Consider the following 23,158-nt stretch of genomic DNA (forward strand, 5'->3'; position numbering starts at 1 on the left):
AATCCAGCGAACGATGCGCGCAGTTTAAAGAGGCGGCAGATCCGGGCGAGGTCTGTTACGGCCTCTCCCGGGCGGCTTCGGCGCAGCGCGTTAAGCAACTGCTGAACGTGAGAAACCGAAACCATCGTCGGCATTATATTGAATCCGCCAGCGCCTCAACCCGTGCAATCGCCTGATACAGCGCCGCCGCTGTCACCACCCCAGGCATGTTTGCCATATCCGGGGCATGCAACGACGCTTGCACGATACTATCAAGCTCCTCTGAATTCAGTTGCGCAATTTCGCGCAGACGCAGCGGAACCGCACAGGCATGCGCCAGTTTGATCGCTTCCCGCAACTCTTCATCGCTGCGGTTTTCCAGCGCCAGCAGGCAAAGATTACCGAAACCAACCAGCAATCCGTGGCCGAATGCGCGGGTTTTATCGCAGACGGTAAAACCTTCATAAATTGCGTGGGAAGCGGCGGCATGGGCGCCGCTGCTCATCAGCGAGGTCAGACCGGCGAACATGAAAATAGCGTCGAGCACCTGGTCCAGTTCGGCGCCGGGTTTACCGGCGCGAACGGCGTCGCAGGCCGATGCGCCGTAGGATCCTATCAGGTCGTAGCAAATCCGGCTGTTGGCGCAGGAAGAACGCGCCACGCCGCTCTGTTGGCCGAGATGATCGCTGATGGCGCGGAATTCGTACCATTTCGCCAGCGTATCGCCGAGGCCGGCGGCCAGCCAGCGCAACGGCGCGGCGGCGATGATTTCGCTATCGATGATGACCGCCGCCGGAGCCTGCGGCAGGGGGAATAAATCACGAAAGCGGCCGTCGTCGTGATAACGGATGGTCAGTGGCGTAACGGCGGCGCAGGTCGCCGCAATGGTCGGGATGGTCACGACGGGTACGTTGGTTTCCACACCGACGGCTTTACCGGTATCGAGGGATTTACCTCCGCCGACGCTAATCACCATATCCGCTTTCTGGTCTTTGACCGCCTGCGCCAGACGGCGGATATTCTCTTCGCTGCTTTCGCCGCCAAACCATGCGCTGCCCGCCAGTTCTACTGCGGAATCTTCCAATTGGCGACGAATTTTATCATTTACCGCGGCCAGAGACTGATGCCCGCCAATCACCAGCGCGCGTTTACCCAGTAACGCGCAAATATCGCCAAGCTGAGAAATAACGCCGGGACCGCGCAGGATTTGCGCCGGGAAAATGATGTTCTGTGCCTGCATGACTGCCTCTCCGTAATTTTTGTGTCTGGCTGGTTCTGGTTAAAAATCTTCTGAGTATGCTTATCGTTATGACTTATTGATACCTATGGCGGAAGACGCCGTCCATGCGGGTACGGTCGCGCAACCGATATACAACCCGACAAATTTCACACGGCTTCCGCCGCCAGAATCTGTTTCAGGCTGTCCATAAACTGCCGGTTATCCTGTTCGTTGCCGACAGATACGCGGATCCAGTTTTCATAGCCGGTTTCCCGCCACGGTTTGATAATGACGCCATAAGTTAGCAATCGCCGTGCCAGTTCGCCACTCGGCCGGCCGCAATCGAAGAACAGAAAATTAGCGTAAGACGGCGCCACGTCGAAACCCAGCGCCGCGAGTTCCGCCGCCATCATCCCGCGTTGGGCGGTTGTCAGCGCAATGCTGTCGATAACGTGCTGTTTGTCCTGTAACGCCGCCACTGCCGCCGTTTGCGCGCAACGGTTGATGTTGAACGGCGTACGAACGCGATCCAGCAAATTCACCAGCTCCGGATGGCTGGCTAAGCCATAGCCGACGCGCAGCCCCGCCAGACCGTACGCTTTCGAAAAGGTTCTCAGCACAATCCACGGGAGCGGCTGTTGCGCCAGAATGCGCAGACTGTCGGGATAATCAGGATCGCTTTCGCAATATTCGAAATACGCTTCGTCGATCGCCAGCAGACAATCCTGCGGCGCCGCATCGATAATTCGGGCGAATCCTTGCTTGTCGAGCATGCAGCCGACCGGATTGGATGGATTGCTGAAAATCACCATTTTGGCCGGCGTCGAAAGCGCCGTTTCCCAGGCTTCGACATCGAACCGCCGCTGCGCATTAACGCCAACCAGGGTGACGTCCGCTCCCATCATGCGTGGGAAAATTTCGTGCAGACCAAAGGATGGCATCAACGTGACCACGCGGTCGCCGGGGTTGAGAAAGGCCAGCGCCAGCATGTGCAGAATGTCTTCCGAACCGTTGCCAACCACAATGTTGTCCGCCCTCACGCCGGTATGTTCCGCCAGCGCCTGGCGCAGCGCCGCACTCGACGCATCGGAATAAACCGCGCTGAAACAGGCATCCGCCTGAAGTGCGGCCACGACCTGCGGGCTGGCGCCCAACGGGTTTTCGTTGCTGGCGAGTTTCGCCACATGCGCGACGCCATATTTTTGCTGCACGCTATCCGCGGAAAGCCCGGCATTATAAACCCCCAGTGAACGCGAGGCTGCTCTTGCCAGGTTTCTCAGACCTTGTTTTTCCGTATCAACATCTGCTGCATCGAATACTGCCAAATCTGAAGCCATCTTCCACTCCGTGCTGTTATATGCCGTCGAACATGGTTGTTTTACGTCGTTTTTGATTAATTTTCAGCGTGTTAGGGTAATGGGGCGCGCAATGCCCGCGCCGCTGCCCATGTTCATTGCTGCGTTTACTTTCCTGCTGAATGCGTCGCTTATCACCCCTGATTGCGCAGCATCGGCAAGTTAAGCCCGTTACGGTCAGCGCATTCTTGCGCCTGCTCATAACCTGCATCCGCATGCCGCATCACGCCAGTCGCCGGATCATTCCACAAAATGCGTTCAAGGCGGGCATCCGCTTCCGGGGTTCCATCGCACACAATGACCATCCCGGCATGTTGCGAGAAGCCCATGCCGACGCCGCCGCCGTGGTGCAGACTCACCCAGGTCGCGCCGCCGGCGGTGTTCAACAGCGCATTGAGCAGCGGCCAGTCGGAAACGGCATCGGAGCCGTCTTTCATCGCTTCGGTTTCGCGGTTTGGCGAGGCGACGGAACCGGTGTCCAGATGGTCGCGGCCGATAACGATAGGCGCTTTCAGTTCGCCGTTGCGCACCATTTCGTTGAAGGCCAGACCGGCGATATGACGTTCGCCCAGACCAAGCCAGCAGATGCGAGCCGGCAAACCCTGGAAGGCAATACGTTCATGCGCCATGTCCAGCCAGTTGATCAGGTTGGCGTTATCCGGGAACAGCGCTTTCAGTTTGGCGTCGGTTTTATAAATATCTTCCGGGTCGCCGGAGAGCGCCACCCAGCGGAACGGCCCTTTGCCTTCACAGAAAAGCGGGCGAATATACGCCGGGACAAAGCCAGGGAAATCAAAGGCATTGACAACGCCTTCGTCTTTCGCAACCTGACGGATATTGTTGCCGTAATCGACAGTCGGAATGCCCATCGCATGGAAATCGAGCATCGCCTGAACATGTTTCGCCATGGACGCGCGTGCGGCCTTCACCACGGATTGCGGGTCGGACTGACGCGCTTGCCGCCATTTTTCCAGGCTCCAGCCTTCCGGCAGATAACCGTTCAGCGGATCATGCGCGGAAGTCTGATCGGTGACGATATCAGGGCGCAGGCCGCCTTCTTTTGCCCGCGCAACCAGCTGCGGCATCAGCTCCGCGGCGTTACCCAGCAGACCGACGGAAATGGCTTTCTTCTCGGCGCAGGCTTTTTCGATCATCGAAAGCGCCTCATCAATGTCGTGCGCTTTGTAATCCAGATAACGGGTACGCAGGCGGAAATCAATGCGCGATTCCTGACATTCAATCGCCAGCACGCAGGCGCCGGCCAGTACGCCCGCCAGCGGTTGAGCGCCGCCCATGCCGCCCAGACCGGCGGTTAAGATCCATTTGCCGCGCAGGTCGCCGTCATAGTGCTGACGCCCGGCTTCCGCGAAGGTTTCGTAGGTACCCTGCACAATGCCCTGCGCGCCGATGTAAATCCATGAGCCGGCGGTCATCTGGCCGTACATCATCAGACCGGCTTTATCCAATTCGTGAAAATGCTCCCAGCTCGCCCAGTGAGGCACGATGTTGGAGTTGGCGATCAGCACGCGCGGCGCGTCGGCATGGGTGCGGAACACGCCAACCGGTTTGCCGGATTGCACGAGCAGCGTTTCGTCTTCTTGCAGTGCGCGCAGGCTTGCGAGGATGCCTTCAAAAGCGGGCCAGTTACGCGCCGCTTTACCTATCCCGCCATAAACCACCAGATCTTCCGGACGTTCCGCGACATCCGGATCAAGGTTGTTTTGGATCATGCGGTAAGCCGCTTCAATCAGCCAGTTCCGGCAACTCAGTTCCGTGCCGTGCGGTGCGCGAACAACGGCGGTTTTTTGTGGCGCGTTCATCGTTGTTTCCTTATCTAAAATTGAGAAATTTATAAATAGCCAGGAAGTGATAAATAGACAGTTATCAGGCGAAGCTCGGCAGCAGCGCTTCAATCGCAGACGGCCAGCGTTCACGGCAAGCCCACCGGCGCATCACTTCGATGTCCGGCGCCATCAGGCGATCCTTTTCCAGGAACGCGACGTTTTCACGGATGGCTTTTATTTCATTTTCCAGCGTCGTCGAGCTTTGCAGAGGACGGTGGAAATCAACGCCCTGCGCGGCAGCCATCGCTTCGATGCCGACTACCACGCTGGTGTTGAAACACATGTCGCCCAGACGGCGTGCGGCATAAGTCGCCATCGAAACGTGATCTTCCTGATTCGCCGATGTCGGCAGGCTGTCGACGCTGCCCGGATGCGCCAGTGATTTGTTTTCCGACGCCAGCGCCGCTGCCGTGACCTGGGCAATCATAAAGCCGGAGTTCACTCCGCCGTCGTTGACCAGGAACGGCGGCAAACCGGAAAGGCCGGTATCGAGCAACAGCGCCATACGCCGTTCTGAAATCGCACCGATTTCAGACACGGCCAGCGCGATAATGTCGGCGGCAAACGCCACCGGTTCCGCATGGAAGTTCCCGCCGGAAATCACATCGCCGTTTTCGGCAAACACCAGCGGGTTATCGGAAGCCGCATTGGCTTCAATACGTAAAATGCGCGCGGCGTGGTGCAGGTTGTCGAGGCATGCGCCCATCACCTGCGGCACACAGCGGATGGAATACGGATCCTGCACGCGGCCGCAATCGGCGTGAGACATGACGATATCACTACCAGCCAGAACATCGGTTAACGCGGCGGCGACGGCAATCTGCCCCGACTGGCCGCGCGCTTCATGAATGCGGGAGTCCAGAGGTTTAATCGAACCTCTGATTGCTTCCAGAGACAGCGCTCCCGCCACCAGGCCGGCGGAAAATACGCGCTCGGCCTCAAACAAACCGGACAGTGCCAGGGAAGTTGAAACCTGCGTACCGTTCAGCAGCGCCAGACCTTCTTTCGGACCCAGTTCAAATGGCGCCAGCCCCGCGGTTGCCAGCCCTGCTATCGCCGACATTTTTTCGCCTCTGACCGTAACCTGACCTTCACCGATCAGCATCAGGGACAGGTGCGCCAGCGGGGCTAAATCGCCGGAAGCGCCGACCGATCCCTTTTCAGGAATACACGGATAAACCCCGGCGTTAAACAATGCAATCAGCGCATCGATCACCTCGATACGGATACCTGAATGTCCGCGCGACAGGCTGAGAACTTTGGTCGCCATCACCAGGCGCACCACGTTATCCGCCAGATCTTTGCCGATACCGACACTGTGCGACAACGCCAGATTACGTTGCAGTTCGGCCAGACGTTCAGCCGGAATGCGCGTTTGCGCCAGCTTGCCGAAACCAGTATTGATGCCGTACACCACTTTGCCCGACTCCACGATGCGGGCGACCGTTTCCTGCGACGCCAGTATGCCGGCGCGCGCCTCCTCAACCAGTTCAAGGCGGACATTGCCCTGATAAATCTTACGCAGCATCGGCAGGTCGACATGACCCGGTTGCAGGCGGCAACGGGTTAATTCGGTGGATGAAAAAGACATAATCTATTCCTGTATAGACAACTTGAGCTGGAAGTAACCCCGGCCAAGGACTCAGCCCGCCGGGCGTTTATGCATATATGCATGACCTGACGCTAAAACCGCACAATTTTGTGCTCTGAGAGCAAATCAGTGCTCCAGCGCCTGCATCGTCTCTGTACGAATTTCTTCGGTAATCCGCGCTTTCAGCGCCATAAATTCCGGCGATGTTTTCAGGGTATAATCACGCGGATGCGGGAAATCAACGGCGACTTCGGTTTTAATCCGCCCCGGCCGCGCACTGAAAATCGCTACTTTGTTGGCCATGAAAATCGCCTCGTCAATGTCGTGCGTCACGAACAGCACGGTCTTGCGGGACGATTCCCAAATCGACAGCAGCAGTTCCTGCATCATCACGCGGGTCTGGTTGTCGAGCGCGCCGAAGGGTTCATCCATCAGCAGAATTTTCGGATCATTCGCCAGCGCGCGGGCTATCGCGGTACGTTGCTGCATGCCGCCGGAAAGCTGGCGCGGAAAATGCCGCTCAAAACCACGCAGCCCGACCTTGTTGATAAAGTAATCGCTACGCTCTTTTTGTGCCGCTTTACCGACGCCGCGCTCCTGCAAACCGAAGCGGATGTTCTGCTCGACTGTCAGCCACGGGAATAAGGTATAGCTCTGAAATACCATGCCGCGGTCAGCGCCCGGGCCGTCGACCAGTGCGCCATCAAGCCAGATTTCGCCGTGCGTCGGTTGATCCAGCCCGGCGACGATGCGCAACAGCGTGGATTTACCGCAGCCCGACGGCCCGAGGATGGTGATGAAGTCATTTTCATCGACCTGATAATTCACCGGCAGCAACGCCTGGGTTTGCTCGCCTTTCGGACCGCTGAAAATGCGCTCCACCTGACGGATGCTCAGTTTGGGATATCTCATTACAGCGAACTCCATACAAACAGACGACGGTTGGCCGCTTTAAACAACAGATCGGACAGCAAACCGATGCACCCAATCACGATAATGCCGAAGATCATTTGTCCGGTATTGAGCAGCGCCTGACTGTTGACGATCATATGACCGATACCGCTTGATGAACCAATCAGTTCCGCCACGATGACGTAAGTCCACGCCCAACCCAGCACCAACCGCAACAGTTCGGCGATTTCCGGCGCGGCGCCGGGAATGATCACCCTGCGCACCACACTCTGATTGGTCGCGCCCAGCGTATAAGCCGCTTCAACCAGATCTCGTCTTGCGGCGCCGACAGTCACCGCCACCATCAGGGTTATCTGGAAGAAAGAACCAATGAAAATCACCAGAATTTTCTGCATCTCGCCAATACCCGCCCACAGGATCAGCAGCGGAACAAACGCTGAAGCAGGCAGATAACGACAGAATGAAACAAACGGCTCAAAGAACGCTTCAATGAGTTTGTATGAACCCATCAGAATGCCCAGCGGTATCGCGATAGCGCTGGCCAGAATAAAACCGCCCAGCACACGCATCACCGTCATTGCGATGTCGGTTGCGAAATCGAACTCGGTAAACAGTAAAACGCCTTCCTGCAACATACTGGCCGGGCTGGCGAGGAACGTTGGCGAAACGAAGCCGGTAAACGTGATCAACGCCCAAAATGCGAAAAACAGGACAAAGAAACAGAACCCGAGGAACCAGCGACGCTGTAAAGCGACTGGCCGTAAAGGCACCATCATCGGGTTATGCCAGACTTTTTTGCTTGCCGGCAACGGCGCCGGCTCGCGTAAGGCTGGCTGCGTACTAACGGAATGTTCCGCCGGCTGACGGACAGGACTGTTCATGTCTTGGTCCTTCATGGCTATTTAATGTATTGCGCATCGTATAACGTATTGATGTCCGGCGTTTTACGCAGGATTTTCATCTCAGTCATCAGGCGTGCGGCTTCGTTGCTGAAGGTCACGATTTCGCCGCTGAAAAATTTCTGGTTGTCATCGCGATCCTGCCAGCGCAGATAACTGGATTTTTCCGCAAACTGCTTACCGGTTTCTTTGACTGAGGCGCCCATGATTTCATAGGATTTTTCAGGCTCTTTCCTGATCATATCCAGTGCCTCGAAATAGCTGTTAACCAGCGCCTGCGCGGCGGTTGGATTTTTATCCAGCCAGGCCGGCGTACAGCCAAGGGTATCCGTCACTGCCGGATATTCGATCGTCGTCGCCAGAATTTTGCCTTTGTCCGGGCTGTTGCGAATATTGGACAGGTAAGGTTCGTATGACATCGCCGCATCGTTCTGCCCGGCAATGAAAGCGCGTGCGGCCGCGTCGGCGCCCAATGTCGCCAGCTTGACGTCTTTCATCGTCATGCCGTTTTTATCCAGGATCCAGGCGAGCAGAAAGTAGGAGGAGGTTCCCGGCGCATCAACGCTGATGGTTTTGCCTTTCAGATCGGTAATTTTGTTGATGCCGTTGCGCACGGCGATGCCGTCGGCGCCGTAGGATTTATCCAGTTGCACAATCTGTTTGACCGGCACGCCGCTGGCGTTCCAGGTTAAATAGGTTTCGACGGTGGTCGCCGCGCACTGCAATGAACCCGCGGCAATCGCCAGATGGCGGGACTGCTGCGGCACCATTTTCAGGGTGACGTCGAGACCGTTCTTTTTGAAAATGCCAGCCTTATCCGCCAGCGTCAGCGGTGCAAAGCCGATCCATCCTGAAATACCAATAGCAACCGGCGTATCAGCAGCCTGCGCCGCGCCGACGGTCATACTGCCCAGCGTCGCCGCCAGCCCTAACAAAGACAACGAACGTCTCAGTACCGCTCTGGAATTCATGTTGCTCATCTGCCACTCCTGCCAAAGTATCTGTCTCGGCGAGTGCCTGTTGCTGTGAAAGCAGCCGGCAAATCACGCCACTGTATATTCTTGTCTATACAAGTAAGTCGGCAAGGTTTAAGCAAACTATATGCCAGTTTGAAGATCGCCGTTTTACTTCAGGTTTTGCGTCCCATGTGCGGTTTTTTGTTCGTCTGATGAATTAATTCGGTGCGTCGTCTGCTCCATTTTGGCGCAACATTGCGGCGGACTCCGTCCGTGATCGATGCTCACAGCAAAAGGCTATGGTTTTGCTGTGCGGCCATGAGGAGGTTTTCTTCGCTTTTGCCCGCAGGCCAACTGAAGATCTCGTGGGTTTCGCCGCCGCCGTTGCGCCATGGGCTGACCGGAAGAGCGGCAAAGTTGAAATGCCGCCAGCCCTTCATGCCGCATCCTCCGCGAGCGGATCCGGCAGGCGCAGGAAATCAGCCGCCGCGTCCGCGATGTCATTCGCCATGTTCGCCAGTACCTGATACGCTTGCTCAAGCGTCACGGCGGCAAGTATTCCGGCAGCATCGGCGTTCGGATGCACATCGTGCGCCCAGCCTTGAGCGAGTAAGTCATATGAAGCAAAATAAGCAGGCATGACAGCATTCCTGGTCAGCAAGGAGAAACATAAATGGGATTTTATGACGACAATGACAACACCTCTATCCGACTTGTCTATACATATACATGTGCCTGATTGCGCTGTAGACTTGCAATAACCCTTTTTATCAATTTAGTTTTCCGTCACGCACTTTCCGTCCGTTTTCTGCTGGAGGACACGCGGGCGTTCAGGGAATTTTTTGAAATACCTGTGAATATTCATAGAGCGAGGTAAAAGACATGTCGGAGTCCACACCACTTTCGCAAAATGGTGCTGCGCACCAGGGCGTGTCCCGGCAGACATTGTCCGAACTGTCTGCCGCGATGAGCGCTGCCCCCGCGCCAATTTATCAGCGTGTGAAGCAGGCGATCGTTGGCCAGATCCGCGCAGGTGTCTGGAGACCGCATCAGCGCGTGCCTTCGGAAAGCGAACTGGTAAACGAACTGGGCGTCAGCCGGATGACCATCAACCGCGCACTGCGTGAACTGACCAGCGAAGGTTTTCTGATCCGTATGCAGGGCGTCGGTACGTTTGTTGCCGAAGCCAAGGCTTACACGCCGATGCTGGAAGTGCATAACATCGCCGATGAAATCGCCCAGCGCGGCCATCGTCATGACAGTCAGATTCTGGTTTGCGAAGCGCGCTCCGCAGATGCCGATCAGGCATTGCAATTGGGGATCGCTACCGGCGACACGCTGTTCTATTCGCAGATTGTGCATTACGAAAATAACGTACCGGTGCAGATCGAAGATCGTTTCGTGAATCCAGCAACCGCGCCGGACTACCTGCGACAGGTAATGAAAAAACAGACGCCCTATGCCTATCTGATGGAGATTGCGCCCCTGACCGCGGGTGAACACCGCGTAGAGGCGATCAGCGCCAGTGATGAGCAGCGCGAGTTGCTGCACCTGAACGAGCATGAGCCTTGCCTCCTGATCCATCGCCGCACCTGGAGCGGCAGCCGTGTGGTGACCTCCGCGCGCCTGATTTATCCAGGCTCCCGCTATCAGTTGTTTGGGCGGTTCACCAGCCACGGCTGATGTTTTTCTCCTTCCTGCCTACCCCAATCGCGGCCTGAAAAGGCCGTATCCCCCGGTTTACATTTTGCCGGATGTTTCGTAATAAGAAAAAACTATCGCTGGCCGCCTTGCTGGTTTGTCGGTTATGCGTTAGGTTGACTTTAGTTGTCTATACAAGATGAATTCAGCCTGGAGTCCGTCATGCCGGTCGCGTTATCCCCTCAGTTTTCCGCAGCGTTGCCTTCCCGCTGTGACAGTATATGGCGAGGCGCCACGCTTGTGACCATGCAGGACGGGCATTACAACCTGATCGAAAACGGTGCGATTGCCGTTACCGACGGTAAAATCGTCTGGCTCGGCAGCGCGGCGGATTGCCCGGCGTTCCCCGGCGCACGGTTGCATGAATTCGACGGCGGGATCATCACGCCGGGATTTATCGATTGCCATACGCATCTGGTTTTTGGTGGCGACCGCAGCGCGGAGTTTGAACAGCGACTGAACGGCGTGAGTTATGCGGAAATCGCAGCGGCAGGCGGCGGAATTTTATCGACGGTTAATGCGACTCGTGAGGCAACCGAAGACCAATTGCTGGCTCAGGCGTTATTTCGGCTGCAACCGCTGCTGGCCGAAGGCGTGACCTGTGTTGAGATTAAATCCGGCTACGGGCTGAGCGTGGAAAACGAGCTCAAGATGCTGCGGGTGATCCGTCGGCTGGGCGCTATGCTGCCGGTTGAGGTGAAATCCACCTGTCTTGCCGCGCATGCTGTGCCGCCTGAATTCAACGGGGACGCGGATGAATATATACAGCTGATTTGCGAGACATTGTTGCCTGTCGTCGCCAGAGAAAAACTGGCGGATGCGGTTGATGCATTTTGCGAACATCTGGCCTTCTCGCCTGAACAGGTTGAGCGGGTTTTCAATGCGGCACAAGCGTTAGGTTTACCCGTTAAATTGCACGCGGAACAACTTTCCTCCCTGCATGGCAGCGCACTGGCCGCGCGGCATCACGCGTTATCGGCCGATCATCTGGAATATGCGACCGAAGAAGACGCCAAAGCGATGGCTGCCGGCGGCACCGTCGCCGTTTTACTGCCGGGAGCCTATTATTTGCTGCGGGAAACACAGTATCCGCCGGTCAATCATTTCCGTCGGCATAAAGTGCCGATGGCATTGGCCAGTGATGCCAATCCAGGCACCTCTCCCGCGCTTTCACTACGCCTGATGCTCAATATGGGCTGTACGCTGTTTCGTCTGACGCCCGAGGAAGCGCTGGCCGGGATCACCTGTCACGCTGCGCGTGCGCTCGGTTTACAGGACTCCCACGGTACGCTGGAAGCCGGGAAAGTTGCTGATTTTATTCACTGGCCGTTGTCGCGTCCGGCTGAACTGGCTTACTGGTTGGGCGGTCAGTTGCCCTGTACCGTTATCTATCGTGGAGAAGTTCGAGGCGCCGTTCGTTCATGAACCCGCTGACATCCAACATTACTGCGAACCTTGCCATTTCTCCCGCCGGCACAGTATTCCTTATGCCGGCACACGCCTGACAGCGGAAGTCAGGCGTGTGCCGGCAGTCTGAACGATGCGCGCTCCCGCTTTCAGATACTGATTGGCTGAACCCGCAACGGTACGGTTTTCCCCCGCGCTCGTTTGTTGCCGATTAGCGATAAAACTCCGATACCTGATCAAAGATACGCATTTCATCGCCGTGACGGCGTACCTGAAGCACATCCTCTAACTTTTCTACCTGACTGATCATCTGTTGCAGTCGCTGATCGTCCTGCACCAGCAGCCAGATCCGGCTTTCATCGCCGCCGGGCAGCGGCATACATAAGATGCCTTCAACGTTAAACGCCCGACGGGCGAATAACCCGCATACATGGGACATCACGCCGGGATGGTTGCGTACCGATAGCTCCAGCGTCACCTGGGTTGAAGTAGATTGATTCGGCATGGTATTAGTCTCCAATCATATCGATATTGGCGGCGCCCGGCGGCACCATCGGATAAACTTTTTCATTCGCATCGATGAGTACATGGATCAACGCGGGACCGGGGCGATTCAACGCTTCAGACAGCGCGGCGCGCGGATCTTCCGCGGCATTCAGATCGCAGGCGGCAAAACCGAAACCGGCGGCGATGGCCAGAAAGTTGGTGCGGTAGGGATAATCGGCCGCAAAGATGCGCTGCTGGAAGAACAGCTCTTGTTGTTGATGCACCAGACCAAGAGACTGGTTGTTCATCAGAATGATTTTAACGTTCAGCCCGGCTTCCGCGGCGGTCGCCATTTCCTGAATATTCATCATCAGGCTGCCGTCGCCGGAAAAGCAAACCACGGTGCGTTCCGGTTCGGCCAGCGCGGCGCCAATGGCGGCGGGCAAGCCGAAGCCCATGGTTCCCAGCCCGCCGGAGGTCAGCCATTGGCGCGGCCGGCGCAACGGATAGGATTGCGCGACCCACATCTGATGCTGGCCGACGTCGGTGGCGATCACCGCGTCATCGGTCAACGCCTGCGCGGTAGCCCGTATCAGACCGTAATGGCTCAACGGGTTGTCTGCGTCCGGCATGCTGAAAGGAAACTCGCGCTGTAACGCGCTGACCGCATCACGCCAGCCTGTGCGCTGTCGGGGCGCGATCAACGGCAGTAATTGATCCAGCGCCTGTGCGACATCCGCATTCAGCGCGACGTGCGGTTGCCGGATTTTACCCAGTTCGGCCGGATCGATATCAATGTGGATAATACTGGCCTGCGGGCAGAACTGTTCGGCCTTGCCAATCGCCCGGTCATCAAAGCGGGCGCCCAGCACAATCAACAAATCCGCCTGCTGTAAGATCAGATTGGTTGATCGCGCCGCGTGCATGCCCAACATGCCCAGCGACAGCGGATGATCGGCCGGCATGGCGCCGAGCGCCATCAGCGTCATGGTGGTGGGCAAGCCGGCGCGCTCAGCTAACCGGATCGCCTGCTCATGCGCCGATGCGTTGATGATGCCGCCGCCCAGGTAGAGCACCGGACGCTGCGCTGCGTTAATCATTGCCGCGGCTTGTTCGATTTTCCCTGTGTCGATAGTCGGCGGCGCGGTGTGCTGAGCGATCGCCGGAAGTTCAGCCAGCTCGATTTCTGCGGTTTGCACGTCTTTGGGAATATCAATCCATACCGGGCCGGGGCGGCCTGACTCGGCAATACGAAAGGCTTCAGGAATGACGCGCGGTAAATCTCTGATATCCCGTACCAGATAGTTATGCTTGGTCACCGGGATGGAAATACCGTAGGTATCCACTTCCTGAAAGGCATCGGTGCCGATCATGCAGGAAGAGACCTGTCCGGTGATGCAGACCAGCGGAATCGAGTCGAGTTTGGCGTCGGCGATGGCGGTCAGCAGGTTGGTGGCGCCTGGCCCGCTGGACGCCAGACACACCGCGGCGCGTCCGCTGGTTCGCGCCATCCCTTGCGCCATAAAGCCGGCGCCCTGTTCATGTCGGGCCAGCACATGACGAATGGTTTTACTCTGGCCGAGGGCATCATAAAGCGGCAGGGCGGCGCCGCCGGGAATACCCGCCACTGTCGTGATGCCCTGCCGTTCAATCAGCCGAACGATCAACTGAGCTCCTGTATAACGCATGATCATATCCTTCATCAGAGCCGGTGCGGGTAGCGGAGCGGGGAGGGTAGAAACAAGAAACCCCGCTCGGCTTGCGCCGGCGGGGTTTGGGAATCTTTGCTTTGATTCGGACCCGTTACGGCGCGCTGCCGACGACCACCACGACCACGCGCACGACGACGACCGCGTCGACATGCGCGGTGCTTAGTAGTGCTGAAGTGGAGGATGGGTGTCTCATGGGGATCCGGTTAATTATTTGATAACCGCTTTATATAAACATGACTTGTGAAAAAGACACAACCCCCATAGGGGATAAAAAGTGAAAATTTATGCTGGATCACATTTGCTGACCGTCGCGTGAGAATGAAAAAACGCGCTGGGATGAGGCATGACGCCTAAATACTGAGTAAGAGAAAAGGCAATGGGCTGCAAGGGAATGCGTTAGCTATGGGCTTATGCGCGATTCCACATAAGCCCATAGCGGTTAATTGCAGACGTTAATCATCAGTTTTTCGCTTTCCCCTTTTTGCCATTGGTCGTGGACTTGGACTCATCAGCCTGTTTAGCCGCACTGGCGGCGATATCGCCGTAGGCGCGACCGTAGTAGGTATCCAACAGGATCTGCTTCAGTTCGGAGATTAACGGATAGCGCGGGTTGGCGCCGGTACACTGGTCGTCGAACGCATCCTCGGACAGTTTATCCACTTTGGCCAGGAAATCCGCTTCCTGCACGCCGAAGTCGCGAATGCTGGCCGGCACATCCAGCGCCGCTTTGGTTTCTTCCAGCCAGGCCAACAGTTTGTCAATTTTCTGACCTACATCGTCGCCGGGCGCGCTGAGGGCAAGATAATCGGCGATTTCCGCATAGCGTTTGCGAGCCTGCGGATAACCGTATTGGCTGAAGGTCGCCTGTTTGGTCGGCTTATCGGTCGCGTTATAGCGAATGACGTTGCAAATCAGCATGGCGTTGGCCAACCCGTGCGGAATATGGAATTCCGAGCCCAGCTTATGCGCCATGGAGTGGCACACGCCCAGGAAGGCATTGGCGAAGGCGATGCCGGCGATAGTCGCCGCATTATGCACTCGCTCGCGCGCCACCGGGTTTTTCGCGCCTTGCTGATAACTGGTGACCAGATTGCCGTGCAGCAGTTTCAGCGCCTGCAAGGCTTGCCCGTCGCTGAATTCATTGGCCAGCACCGACACATAGGCTTCCGTTGCATGGGTGACGGCATCCAGACCGCCGAATGCGCACAGCGATTTCGGCATACTCATCACCAGATCGGCATCCACAATCGCCATATCCGGCGTCAAGGCATAGTCCGCCAGCGGATATTTTATCCCGGCGACATCATCGGTCACGACCGCGAACGGCGTGACTTCGGAACCGGTGCCGGAGGTGGTGGGAATGCAGATCATCCGCGCTTTGACGCCCATTTTCGGGAACGTGTGGATACGCTTGCGGATATCCATAAAGCGCAGCGCCAGATCCTCGAAGCGGGTTTCCGGGTGCTCATACATCACCCACATCAGTTTGGCCGCATCCATCGGCGAGCCGCCGCCCAGCGCGATGATCACGTCCGGATTGAAGGCGTTTACCTGCTCCGTCCCCTTGCGCACGATGCTCAGCGTCGGGTCGGCTTCCACTTCGAAGAAGACTTCGGTGGCGACGCCGTGTTTTTTCAGACGCGAGATCACCTGATCGGCATAGCCGTTGTTGAACAGGAAGCGGTCGGTGACGATAAATACGCGTTTCGCGCCATCGCGCACCACTTCGGCCAGTGCGACGGGAAGCGATCCGCGCCGGAAATAGATGGATTTGGGAAGTTTATGCCACAACATATTTTCCGCTCGCTTGGCTACGGTTTTTATATTGAGAAGGTGCTTCGGCCCCACGTTTTCCGATACGGAGTTGCCGCCCCAGGAGCCGCAGCCCAGCGTCAGAGAAGGCACCAGCTTGAAGTTGTACAGATCGCCGATACCGCCGTAGGAGGTCGGCGAGTTGATCAGTACGCGGGAGGTTTTCATTCTTTCGCCGAAATAGAGCACGCGATGGGAATTATTATCCTGATCGGTATACAGACAACTGGTGTGGCCGACGCCTTCCATATTGAGCAGTTTTTCGGCGATATCGACCGCTTCGCCGAAATTTTGCGCCTGATACAGCGCCAGCGTGGGGGACAGTTTTTCGTGGGCGAAGGGCTCGGATTCGTCAGCCTTGGATACTTCGCCGATCAGCACCTTGGTATCCGGCGGGACGCTGATGCCGGCCATCTCGGCGATTTTCACCGCTGACTGGCCGACGATGGCGGCATTCAACCCGCCGTTTTTCCTCAGGATATTCCCCACGGCGGCCAGCTCTTGCCCTTGCAGAATATAGCCGCCTTGAGCGATGAAATTCTCACGAACTTCGTCATAAATGCTTTTGACGACGATGGCGGACTGCTCGGATGAACAGATCATGCCGTTATCGAAGGTTTTCGACATCAGAATGGAGGCCACGAAGCGTTTGACGTCGGCGCTTTCATCCACCACCACCGGCGTGTTGCCGGGGCCGACGCCCAGAGCGGGTTTCCCGGAGCTGTAGGCCGCCTTCACCATGCCCGGTCCGCCGGTGGCGAGAACCAGGTTGATGTCCGGATGGTGCATCAACTGGTTGGTCAGCTCGATGGTGGGTTCGGCAACCCAGCCGATGATATCCGCCGGGGCGCCGGCGGCGACCGCGGCCTGTAGGACGATCTCCACCGCTTTGTTGGTGGCGTTTTTCGCGCGCGGGTGCGGCGAAAAGATAATGCCGTTACGCGTTTTCAGGCTGATCAGCGCTTTGAAAATCGCGGTGGAGGTTGGGTTGGTGGTGGGGACGATGCCGCAGATCAGACCGACGGGGGCGGCGATGGTAATGGTGCCGTAGGCGTCGTCTTCCGACAGAATGCCGCAGGTCTTCTCGTTTTTGTAAGCGTTGTAGATGTATTCGGAGGCGAAGTGGTTTTTGGTCACTTTGTCTTCCACGACGCCCATACCCGATTCCTCCACCGCCATTTTCGCCAGCGGAATGCGTGCGGCGGCGGCGGCGAGCGCGGCGGCGTGGAAGATGTTATCCACCTGTTCCTGCGTGTAATCGGCATAAATGCGTTGGGCCTTTTTCACCCGGGCAACCAAGGAATCAAGATCATCAATTTGTGTAACGGCCATGGTGGTCTCCAATTTAGCAATATATCGTGCCAGGGGCTTTCCCTGAATAAGGCGACAAGAGCCCATGAGGCTGATAACAACGTACCGCATACTCTTGCCAGGGCTCTTGCTTCCACCTCTACGGCATAGGCTTGGAAACGCATGCCGAGAGAAATATATTCCGTATCAAATTGGTGACTTTGATTGAGATTGATAACAACGATATGGCTGGCGATGCTGTTGACTGACGACTCTTTATTTTGAGCGGCAATTAACAATAGCAGGCTTATTATTTCAATGTTGCTATTGCGAATAGCTATGACATCAGAGAAAAACAGATCTTTTATTATCAATCTCTATCAAAGTAATTGTTGTTTTTGTGTTAATTAAAATTAATTTTTATGTAAAAAATAAGTTGTAAGTAATACTGATGCGATGTGGTTAAATTTCCCCTAAGGCAATAAAAAATAATGAAAACAGGATCGGTAATATAAGGGCGATACGATGTTTCTTTTGATTCTCTCATATAAATAAATAGTAAAATCAAATGGATATTTGTTTTTTAACAAAAAATAAGATTTCATTGCTATTATTTGTGACAGCCCTCTCATTAGTGCCGTAAGTAATATTTATGTTATCAATATTGATTATTTAGTAGCTTATTTTATTTTCTGTCTTGTTTCACGCATCAATTCAATTTTTTTCCCAGAATAACCGGATAGATCACAGTATGGCGCGAGCTGTGACGCGCCATGTCACAAAATACTCCCGATATACATTCCTGAGCGCCATGCTTTAGCGTGAATGCTGAGAATAGTTATGCCGGGAATAAATAATAAACGGGTTAATCTGTCAGGCGACTGTCGCTAATACAGCCGTTATTCACGGTTATTGCCCGGCTGGCGATATAGTTGGCATCGTCCAGGTTGTGCGACACCATCAGCAGCGTCAGTTGACGTTCATCGCAGATTTTCTCCAGCAGTTGCAGCATTTCCTGCCGTAGTGCGGGATCGAGCGCGGAAAAGGGTTCATCCAGCAGCAAAATTGGCTGGCGGCGTACAAGACAGCGCGCCAGCGCGGCGCGCTGGCGTTGGCCGCCGGACACTTGCGACGGCAGGCGGTTGAGGAGTTCGGTGAGTCCGACCTGTTGGGCAATCTCTTGCAGCGTTTCACGCTGTCCGGCATTAAGCCGCAGGCCGGGGTGCAATCCCAGCGCGATATTTTTTTCCAGCGTCAGGTGGGGAAAGAGATTGTTTTCCTGGAACAGGATGGAGACCGGTCGTTTCGACGGCGGCGTATGGCGGTGATCTTGCCCATTCAGGCGTAACTCGCCGCTGTCGGCGATCAAAAAACCGGCGATCAGATTCAGCAAGGTGCTTTTCCCGGCGCCGCTGGGGCCAAGTATCGCGATACGTTCCCCAGCCTGAACGTTTAAGTCAAAGCGCATGGGAAAGTCTTGATAGAGATAGGTCAGTTTATCGAGAAAGATCATCGCGATCCGCCAGTTTTTCAATGAGGGTGAACAGCGTAAAGCAGAGCAACATCAGTAGCAATGCGGTGACGGCGCCGTCAACGCTGCGATAGGCGCCAATCTGCTGATAAAGATAAAAAGGCAAGGTGCGGAACTGTTCATTGCCGAACAGGGCGATGACGCCAAAATCGCCGATAGACAGCACGCTGGCAAACGCCAGCGCCTGAACCAGCGGCTGTTTCAGCGCTCGTAACTCAATGATTTTTAACCGTTGCCAACCGCGAAGATCCAGCGACAGACAGAGTCGGTTATAGCGTTCGGCGACGTCCAGCATGGGGTTTTCCAGCACTTTGAGCGCATAAGGAATGGCCATCAGCGCGTTGGTCATCACCACCAACCCATAAGGCGACGTCGGCAACCCGATGGTATTGTTCAGCAACAGGAAAAAACCGGTCGCCAGCACGATACCGGGCATGGCGAGGATCAGCATGCCGCTCAGGTTCATCAACTGACCATAAAACTGTCGCTGACGCAGCTTAAGCTCCCGGCTGCTCCACAGCAGCATCATCGTCAGGATGACGCAAATGACGCCTGCCGCCAGCGCGATACGCAGCGAGGTGAATAAGGTTTGCCACAGCGCGGGCTGTTGCAATACCGCGAACAGGGAAGGATTTACCCCGTCGACCACCACGGCCAGCAGCGGCGGTACGATCAGGAGTAACGCCGCGCCGATCAGCAGGCTATCGCATACCCGGCTGAACAGACTATCCTGCGGGTTGCGCCACGCCAGTTGCTGCGTGCCGCCAACCGGCAGAACCCGCCCCAGACGCTGACTCAGCAGCACCAACCCCAGACAGCACGTCATCTGAATCAGCGCCAGCAGCGCGGCGCGCGACGGATCGTAGTCAAAGCTCAGCGCCTGATAAATCGCTAACTCGATGGTGGTCGCCCTCGGGCCTCCGCCCAGGGATAACACGGTGGCGAAACTGGCGAAGCAGAGCATAAAAATGAGTGAGGACACCGGCAGGATCTGCCGGCGCAGCGAGGGCCATTCGACGATGCGAAAGTGCTGCCAGCCGTTCATGCCCAACTGGGCGGCCAGTTGACGCTGCTCGGTGGCGATGCCCTCCAGCGATTGCAGCAGCAGACGGGTCGCCAGCGGCAGGTTGAAGAAAATATGCGCCAGTAGAATGCCCTGTAGTCCATAAGGGGAAAAAGGGTACGGCAGGCCAACGATCTCCAGTAGATGCGCCAGCCATCCCTGACGACCATATACGCTCAGCAGGCCGAAAACCGCCACCAGCACCGGCAGCACCAGCGTCATGGCGCACAGGCGTAAGAGCAGACGATGGCCGGGAAAGCGCCGGCGATAAAGCGCTCTGGCCAGAAAAATCGCCGGGATGGTGGAGAGCAGGGCAGATAAAAACGCCTGCCAGAAAGTGAAGCGGACGACATGCCATAAATAGCTGTCATGCCAGAGGGTTTGCCACTGGCTTTCCGGCGCCTGTAGCCATAAGGCGCCGAAAGCCAGCGTCGCCACCGTAATGAGCAGGGCTGCGGCCAGTCCTCCCGGCCACAGACTGCCGGCACTCAGCGGCTGACCGCGCGCTGCCATTCCTGGATCCAGTTATTGCGCTGTTCTGCCACCTGTTGCGTGCTGTATTGCAACGCTTTGGCGGGAATGGCGATATTGGCGAACCCGGCCGGCAGATCGGTTTTGATCGCCGGATACATCCAATTCGTGGTGGGGATCGCCTGCTGGAAGGCGGGGGTCAGGATGAACTGCATAAAGCGTTTCGCCAGCGCCGGATTCTTGCTGGCGGCAAGCTGTCCGGCGATTTCAATTTGCAGATAATGCCCTTCGCTGAAATCCGCCGCCGCGTAATTGTCTTTCTTCTCTTCAATGATGTGGTATGCCGGAGAAGTGGTATAGCTGAGCACCAGATCGGCTTCGCCTTTCAGGAACAACCCATAGGCTTCGCTCCAGCCTTTGGTCACGGTGACCGTTTTTTTAGCCAGCTTTTGCCATGCCTGCGGCGCCTGCTCGCCGTACACGTTCTGCATCCATAGCAGCAGGCCCAGTCCTGGGGTGCTGGTGCGCGGATCCTGATAAATCACTTTCCAGGGTTCAGGGCCGTCGACCAGTTCATGCAGGCTTTTGGGCGGATTTTTCAACCGGTCTTTATTGTAGACGAAGGCGAAGTAGCCGTAGTCGTAAGGGATAAACGTCGCATTGTCCCAGCCGCCGGGGACATCAACGACGGCCTGGGTATCCAGATTATGTTTGGTGAATAACCCGGTCTGTTCCGCCGCCTGCAACAGGTTGTTATCCAGCCCCAGAATGATATCCGCCTTGCTGTTTTTCCCTTCCATGCGCAGGCGGTTCAGCAGTGCGGCGCCATCGGCGAGCGCGACAAAATTCAGCTCGCATTCGCACTCTTTTTCAAAGGCGGTTTTAATGACCGGTCCGGGTCCCCACTCCGAGGCGAAAGAATCATAGGTATAAACCGTCAGCGCCGGCTTGGCGAACGAGGAAGCCGACACCAGCAACAGGCAGGGCAGGATTTTTTTCAATATTGACGTTGAACGCGGGAACCGCGATTGTTTGCGTAATGCGATATTTAACACTTTGCACTCCTGTCGTCATAGGGTGGCAAAGGTCTTTGAGTCAGCGATGAGCACTCTCAAATCCCTTCGCCGGTATTAACCGGATCAGGTTCGACGGGTATTTTCTCAGCGAAAAACGAGTCGCACAGGCGTTAAACGTTTTCCGCACCCCGCTGAGAACGCTCTATTGTAAAGACTTATAGATAGTTGTGAAAGCAAGAAGCCTAGTTTTCCGGCGGCGCGAACCAGGCGGATTTGAAGTCGAACCAGCCTAAGGTATTCATGCGGATGCCGCGCATACTGCGTTGCCCCTCAAGTTGCAGCCAGTTGTGAAACAACGGATGCAACTCGCTGTCGCTGACCAGTTTTTCACTCCATTCGGCCATGGGCAGCGCCTTGTTGCGCCACAGGGCGGCATCCTGCAACAGATTTTCATTAAGGCAATGTTGTATCAGCGGTTGTTCGTAAAACAGGGCGAACAGCGAGAACTCCAGCGGTAGATAACAGTTGTTGCTGCTTAGCCAGATGTCGCTTTCCGCTTCGCCGCGGTACCATTCTTGGTAACCGACCGTCTGTAAATCGAGTTGAACGCCCTGTTCCGCCAGCACCTTTTTCATGAGGCCGCCGATCACCTTGTATTCAGGATGTTCCCGGTAGATTGTCAGGGTAATCCGCTTCAGATCGTCGGGTTTATCCTGGGGTTCGATATGGTTCCGGTGATGCCAGCGCGGCAGCAGACCATAAGCCGGCGACCAGTCTCGCTGGTGCGAAAGATCCGCATAACGCAGCAGGGCTATGGGATTGAATATCTGACACAGCCAGCGGCGCACGGCCAATTGGCCGGCCTGCGCCGAACGCCTGTCGAACAGCAGGAAATAACAACCTTCCTCCATGCGGCTTTCCAACTGATTATGGGACGAATCATCTGATTCCAGATGCAGGGAGTAGGGGTACATCTCGGTCGCGTCGGGAATCACCCAGATATTGACTTCATCAATCAGCGCCCGATAACCGAAATAGTCATCAAATGCTTTTATTTTCAATTGATTATCATTATTGCGCGTGACTGCGTACGGACCCGTTCCGACAGGATTTCGGGCGAAATCAGGCAGGGTGCGCCACTCTTCCGGCAAAATCATCGCCGACACGCTGCCAAGCAACCACGGCAACCAGTCGTCGGAACTGGTCAGTCGGACATCGATCACAAACGGCATGGGGGAGGTCACCTTGTCGATATGTGAAAACAGCGGGGACTCGGCGAGCCGGGTGAGCGAGGTAATGACGTCCGTCATCGCGAGTTCCCGACCATGGTGGAAACGAATGGAAGGGCGCAGATAAAAGCGCCAGTGCAACGGCGACAACATTTGCCAGTGATGGGCTAAATCAGGTTTTAGTTCCCCGTTTTCCTCATTTATGTTGGTCAGTCCGCTGAATATCTGACGGACAATGTGCATTTCCGAGCGACGCAGGGCCGATCCCGGCAGCAGATTACGCAGCGGACGATAATAAAGAATACGCAGAATGTGTTTGCCCTGACGAAAACTGCGGCCAAGGTGCGAAAGCAGCATCTGTCGTACGGTCGCTTTATCGCCCACCAGTTGCACCAGTTGATCGATGCGGTCCTGTTCCAGCAGGTCTTCAGCCCGCTGCTGTTGCAGCGCCAGCCCGGTATAGATGAAGGTAAGCCGCGAACGCTTGCTCCGTCCGGCTTCCGCCTGCCAGATAAGCCATCCCTGTTTTTGCATCGCCCCGAGCAGCGAGCGGATATGGCGGCGGGAACAGCTTAATACTCCTGCCAGCTCTTGCAGCGTCGTTTCGGTGGTTTGCCCTTGATAGCGCTGCCACAGGCGAATGAACTGTTGTTGCAGACGAGATGAAGACATAAAAGAGGAACTC

At 56.1% G+C, this 23,158-nt stretch carries 18 protein-coding genes, 1 pseudogene and 1 riboswitch; of the genes and pseudogenes, 2 read left to right on the forward strand and 17 right to left on the reverse strand.

Translation table 11 applies throughout. The features are described 5' to 3' along the window. Window positions 1-133: 133 nt before the first annotated feature. From ABRZ28_RS03735 to ABRZ28_RS03775, 9 genes and pseudogenes are all read right to left on the reverse strand, one after another. Window positions 134-1,219, reverse strand: coding sequence for an iron-containing alcohol dehydrogenase family protein (locus ABRZ28_RS03735; protein WP_319604659.1), 1,086 nt, complete (start codon window positions 1,217-1,219; stop codon window positions 134-136). A gap of 146 nt (window positions 1,220-1,365) precedes the next feature. Further along, on the reverse strand, window positions 1,366-2,535 hold the full coding sequence (hisC, locus tag ABRZ28_RS03740; protein WP_330519522.1) for a histidinol-phosphate transaminase: 1,170 nt from the start codon (window positions 2,533-2,535) through the stop codon (window positions 1,366-1,368). A 152-nt stretch (window positions 2,536-2,687) separates the two neighbouring features. Continuing rightward, window positions 2,688-4,373 (reverse strand): urocanate hydratase, encoded by a 1,686-nt coding sequence (gene hutU, locus ABRZ28_RS03745; RefSeq protein WP_319604657.1) that lies wholly within the window; start codon window positions 4,371-4,373, stop codon window positions 2,688-2,690. Between the two features lie 64 nt (window positions 4,374-4,437). Further along, window positions 4,438-5,988 carry a histidine ammonia-lyase gene (gene hutH, locus ABRZ28_RS03750; protein ID WP_330519523.1) on the reverse strand — a complete coding sequence of 517 codons (1,551 nt, stop codon included), beginning with the start codon at window positions 5,986-5,988 and terminating at the stop codon, window positions 4,438-4,440. A 126-nt stretch (window positions 5,989-6,114) separates the two neighbouring features. Then, window positions 6,115-6,900, reverse strand: coding sequence for an ABC transporter ATP-binding protein (locus ABRZ28_RS03755; RefSeq protein ID WP_330519524.1), 786 nt, complete (start codon window positions 6,898-6,900; stop codon window positions 6,115-6,117). Further along, on the reverse strand, window positions 6,900-7,781 hold the full coding sequence (locus ABRZ28_RS03760; RefSeq protein ID WP_319604654.1) for an ABC transporter permease: 882 nt from the start codon (window positions 7,779-7,781) through the stop codon (window positions 6,900-6,902). The genes ABRZ28_RS03755 and ABRZ28_RS03760 overlap by 1 nt, the downstream gene beginning before the upstream one ends. A gap of 17 nt (window positions 7,782-7,798) precedes the next feature. Then, window positions 7,799-8,779 (reverse strand): ABC transporter substrate-binding protein, encoded by a 981-nt coding sequence (locus ABRZ28_RS03765; protein ID WP_319604653.1) that lies wholly within the window; start codon window positions 8,777-8,779, stop codon window positions 7,799-7,801. Between the two features lie 308 nt (window positions 8,780-9,087). Continuing rightward, window positions 9,088-9,195, reverse strand: a pseudogene (locus tag ABRZ28_RS03770) (HutD/Ves family protein); the annotation flags it as partial. Next, complete coding sequence (locus tag ABRZ28_RS03775) at window positions 9,192-9,395, reverse strand: hypothetical protein (RefSeq protein ID WP_330519525.1); 204 nt, start codon at window positions 9,393-9,395, stop codon at window positions 9,192-9,194. The gene ABRZ28_RS03775 and the pseudogene ABRZ28_RS03770, both read right to left, overlap by 4 nt. 242 nt (window positions 9,396-9,637) lie before the next feature. Here ABRZ28_RS03775 and hutC point away from each other — a divergent pair, with 242 nt between their 5' ends. Both hutC and hutI read left to right on the forward strand, forming a co-directional pair. Next, the gene (hutC, locus tag ABRZ28_RS03780; protein WP_319604651.1) at window positions 9,638-10,438 is read left to right on the forward strand and encodes a histidine utilization transcriptional repressor HutC; all 801 of its coding nucleotides are present in this window, start codon (window positions 9,638-9,640) and stop codon (window positions 10,436-10,438) included. Between the two features lie 180 nt (window positions 10,439-10,618). Beyond that, entirely contained in the window at window positions 10,619-11,881 is a 1,263-nt protein-coding gene (hutI, locus tag ABRZ28_RS03785; protein ID WP_330519651.1) for an imidazolonepropionase, read from the forward strand. A 193-nt stretch (window positions 11,882-12,074) separates the two neighbouring features. Here hutI and ilvN read toward each other — a convergent pair whose 3' ends face one another. The 8 genes from ilvN to sgrR form a co-directional block, all read right to left on the reverse strand. Beyond that, window positions 12,075-12,368, reverse strand: coding sequence for an acetolactate synthase small subunit (ilvN, locus tag ABRZ28_RS03790; protein ID WP_319604650.1), 294 nt, complete (start codon window positions 12,366-12,368; stop codon window positions 12,075-12,077). Between the two features lie 4 nt (window positions 12,369-12,372). After that, the gene (gene ilvB, locus ABRZ28_RS03795; protein ID WP_330519526.1) at window positions 12,373-14,037 is read right to left on the reverse strand and encodes an acetolactate synthase large subunit; all 1,665 of its coding nucleotides are present in this window, start codon (window positions 14,035-14,037) and stop codon (window positions 12,373-12,375) included. A 115-nt stretch (window positions 14,038-14,152) separates the two neighbouring features. Next, window positions 14,153-14,254, reverse strand: coding sequence for an ilvB operon leader peptide IvbL (gene ivbL, locus ABRZ28_RS03800; protein WP_319604648.1), 102 nt, complete (start codon window positions 14,252-14,254; stop codon window positions 14,153-14,155). A gap of 266 nt (window positions 14,255-14,520) precedes the next feature. Further along, window positions 14,521-17,205 carry a bifunctional acetaldehyde-CoA/alcohol dehydrogenase gene (gene adhE / locus ABRZ28_RS03805; RefSeq protein ID WP_330519527.1) on the reverse strand — a complete coding sequence of 895 codons (2,685 nt, stop codon included), beginning with the start codon at window positions 17,203-17,205 and terminating at the stop codon, window positions 14,521-14,523. Window positions 17,206-18,028: 823 nt separating this feature from the next. Continuing rightward, window positions 18,029-18,676, reverse strand: a complete 648-nt coding sequence (thiQ, locus tag ABRZ28_RS03810) for a thiamine ABC transporter ATP-binding protein ThiQ (protein ID WP_330519528.1) — start codon at window positions 18,674-18,676, stop codon at window positions 18,029-18,031. Beyond that, window positions 18,660-20,270, reverse strand: a complete 1,611-nt coding sequence (gene thiP, locus ABRZ28_RS03815) for a thiamine/thiamine pyrophosphate ABC transporter permease ThiP (protein WP_330519529.1) — start codon at window positions 20,268-20,270, stop codon at window positions 18,660-18,662. The genes thiQ and thiP overlap by 17 nt, the downstream gene beginning before the upstream one ends. Beyond that, on the reverse strand, window positions 20,246-21,232 hold the full coding sequence (thiB, locus tag ABRZ28_RS03820) for a thiamine ABC transporter substrate binding subunit (protein WP_319604775.1): 987 nt from the start codon (window positions 21,230-21,232) through the stop codon (window positions 20,246-20,248). Before thiB ends, thiP begins: the two co-directional genes overlap by 25 nt. Before the next feature lie 94 nt (window positions 21,233-21,326). After that, window positions 21,327-21,445: riboswitch (TPP riboswitch) on the reverse strand. A 41-nt stretch (window positions 21,446-21,486) separates the two neighbouring features. Beyond that, window positions 21,487-23,145 carry an HTH-type transcriptional regulator SgrR gene (gene sgrR / locus ABRZ28_RS03825; protein WP_330519530.1) on the reverse strand — a complete coding sequence of 553 codons (1,659 nt, stop codon included), beginning with the start codon at window positions 23,143-23,145 and terminating at the stop codon, window positions 21,487-21,489. Window positions 23,146-23,158: the final 13 nt, after the last annotated feature.

This window comes from Brenneria sp. g21c3 (genome assembly GCF_040240345.1).
Lineage (GTDB): Bacteria > Pseudomonadota > Gammaproteobacteria > Enterobacterales > Enterobacteriaceae > Brenneria.